At 70.0% G+C, this 2,805-nt stretch carries 2 protein-coding genes; both read left to right on the forward strand.

Annotation, left to right across the window (positions count from 1 at the left end):
- The coding region (glgB, locus tag CCN51_RS43820; RefSeq protein ID WP_245881807.1) for a 1,4-alpha-glucan branching enzyme at positions 1-1,767 on the forward strand (1,767 nt) is incomplete at its 5' end.
- Positions 1,768-1,891: 124 nt separating this feature from the next.
- A partial coding sequence (locus CCN51_RS43825; protein ID WP_143676089.1) for a glycoside hydrolase family 16 protein occupies positions 1,892-2,805 on the forward strand: 914 nt, incomplete at its 3' end.

A 2,805-nucleotide genomic window follows, 5' to 3' on the forward strand; every position in this document is an offset into this window, starting at 1 on the left:
GACGCCCGAGGCGTACGCGTGGCCGGGGACTTCAACTACTGGGACGGTACGGCCGCCCCGATGCGCTCACTGGGCGGCAGCGGCGTATGGGAGCTGTTCCTGCCCGGTGTGGGTGACGGCGCGGTGTACAAGTTCGACATCACCCGCCCGGACGGGAGCCACACCCTGCGCGCCGACCCGATGGCGCGCCACACCGAGTGTCCGCCCGCCACGGCCTCGATCGTGCACACCTCCCACCACGAGTGGCGCGATGCGGAGTGGCTGGCCCGCCGGGCGGGGCAGTGCGTGCACGAGTCGCCGTTCTCGGTGTACGAGGTGCATCTGCCCTCCTGGCGCCCAGGCCTGACGTACCGCCAGCTGGCCGAGCAGCTTCCCGCGTACGTCAAGGACCTCGGCTTCACCCATGTCGAGCTGATGCCGGTGGCCGAGCACCCCTTCGGCGGCTCGTGGGGCTACCAGGTCACCGGCTTCTACGCGCCCACCGCCCGCCTCGGCACCCCCGACGACTTCAAGTATCTGGTCGACGCCCTGCACCGGGCGGGCATCGGCGTGCTGGTCGACTGGGTGCCCGCGCACTTCCCCCGGGATGAGTGGGCGCTGGCCGAGTTCGACGGCAGACCGCTGTACGAACCCGCCGACCCGGCCCGGGCCGCGCATCCGGACTGGGGCACTCTGGAGTTCGACTACGGCCGCACGGAGGTGCGCAACTTCCTGGTGGCGAACGCCGTGTACTGGTGTGAGGAGTTCCATGTGGACGGCCTGCGGGTGGACGCCGTGGCCTCCATGCTCTACCTCGACTACTCCCGCGAGCCGGGCCAGTGGACGCCCAATGCCCACGGCGGCCGGGAGAACCTGGACGCTGTCGCGTTTCTGCAGGAGATGAACGCGACCGTCTACCGCCGCTGCCCCGGCGTGCTGACCATCGCCGAGGAGTCCACCGCCTGGGACGGCGTCACCCGTGCCACCCACCACGTGGGCCCCAGCGGCTTCGGCGGCCTCGGCTTCGGGCTGAAGTGGAACATGGGGTGGATGCACGATTCGCTGGGCTACGTCGGCCATGAGCCGGTGCACCGCAAGTACCACCACCATGAGATGACCTTCTCGATGGTGTACGCGTACAGCGAGAACTATGTGCTGCCCATCTCCCATGACGAGGTGGTGCACGGAAAGCGGTCCCTGGTGTCGAAGATGCCCGGTGACTGGTGGCAGCGGCGCGCAGACCACCGTGCGTACCTGGGCTTCATGTGGGCGCACCCGGGCAAGCAACTCCTTTTCATGGGACAGGAGTTCGCGCAGGGCGCGGAGTGGTCGGAGAGCCACGGCCCGGACTGGTGGCTGCTCGACCCCTCGTACTCCGCCGAGCCCGACCACCGCGGCGTACGCGACCTGGTCCGCGAGCTGAACCAGGTGTACCTGGCCACGCCCGCGCTGTGGCAGCGGGACACCGTCCCGGAGGGGTTCGCCTGGGTCGAGGGCGACGCGCGCGAGGACAACGTCTTCGCCTTCCTGCGCTTCGCCGCGGACGGCTCACCGCTGCTGGCCATCAGCAACTTCTCGCCCGTCGTACGCCATGACTACCGCATCGGCGTCCCGGACCACATCCCGCTGTGGCGCGAGGCGCTGAACACCGACGACGGCCGCTACGGCGGCAGCGGCGTCCTCAACCCGGAACCGCTCAAGGCCGAACCCACCGCCTGGCACGGGCGGCCCGCGAGCATCCTGCCGGTACTGCCGCCGCTGGCCACGATCTGGCTGGGGCCGGCCTGACGGTACGTACGCGCTGCGGCAAACCAACGCGCACGAGCCATTGACGCCCTTCCCGTGTGCACCTACATAAACGTGAGAGCGCTCTCATGCCCGTGCCCCCACCGCTTCCTGGAGGTCGTCCCCCGTGAGCACACGCACGAGCACCAGACCCAGGGCACCACTCACCGCAGCGCTGGCCGCCGCCGCTCTCGCGCTGGCCGCCCTCGCCACGCTCTTCGGCACCTCGCCCGCGCGGGGCGAGGTGCCGCCCGCCCCCGGCTGGACCCTGCAGTGGAGCGATGACTTCGTCGGCTCCGCGAACACGCTGCCGTCCTCCGCCAACTGGCAAATAAACACCGGCCATTCCTACCCTGGCGGCCCCGGCAACTGGGGCACTGGCGAGATCCAGAACTACACCAACTCCACCAGCAACCTCAGCCTCGACGGCAGCGGCAACCTCCGCATCACCCCACTCCGCGACGGCGCGGGCAACTGGACCTCGGCCCGTGTCGAGACCCAGCGCGCCGACTTCAAGGCCCCGGCGGGCGGCGTGCTGCGCATCGAGAGCCGCATTCAGATGCCGAACGTCACCGGCAACGCCGCGCTCGGCTACTGGCCCGCCTTCTGGGCGCTGGGCAGTCCGTACCGGGGCAACTACTGGAACTGGCCCGGCATCGGCGAGTTCGACATCATGGAGAACGTCAACGGCATCAACTCCGTCTGGGGAGTGCTCCACTGCGGCGTCAACCCGGGCGGGCCCTGCAACGAGACCACCGGCGTCGGCGCCAGCCGCGCCTGCCCCGGCGCGAGCTGCCAGTCCGCCTTCCATACGTACCGCTTCGAGTGGGACCGCTCCACCACGCCCAACCAGCTGCGCTGGTACGTGGACGACCAGCAGTTCCACAGCGTCAGCCAGAACAGCGTCGACGCCGCCACCTGGTCGAACATGACCGACCACGCGGGCTACTTCATCCTGCTGAACGTCGCGATCGGCGGCGCCTTCCCCGACGGCGTCCACGGCTCGGCCACCCCCACCGCCGCCACCGACCCCGGCCACCC

It is taken from the genome of Streptomyces milbemycinicus, from assembly GCF_002154605.1.
Classification (GTDB): Bacteria; Actinomycetota; Actinomycetes; order Streptomycetales; family Streptomycetaceae; genus Streptomyces; species Streptomyces milbemycinicus.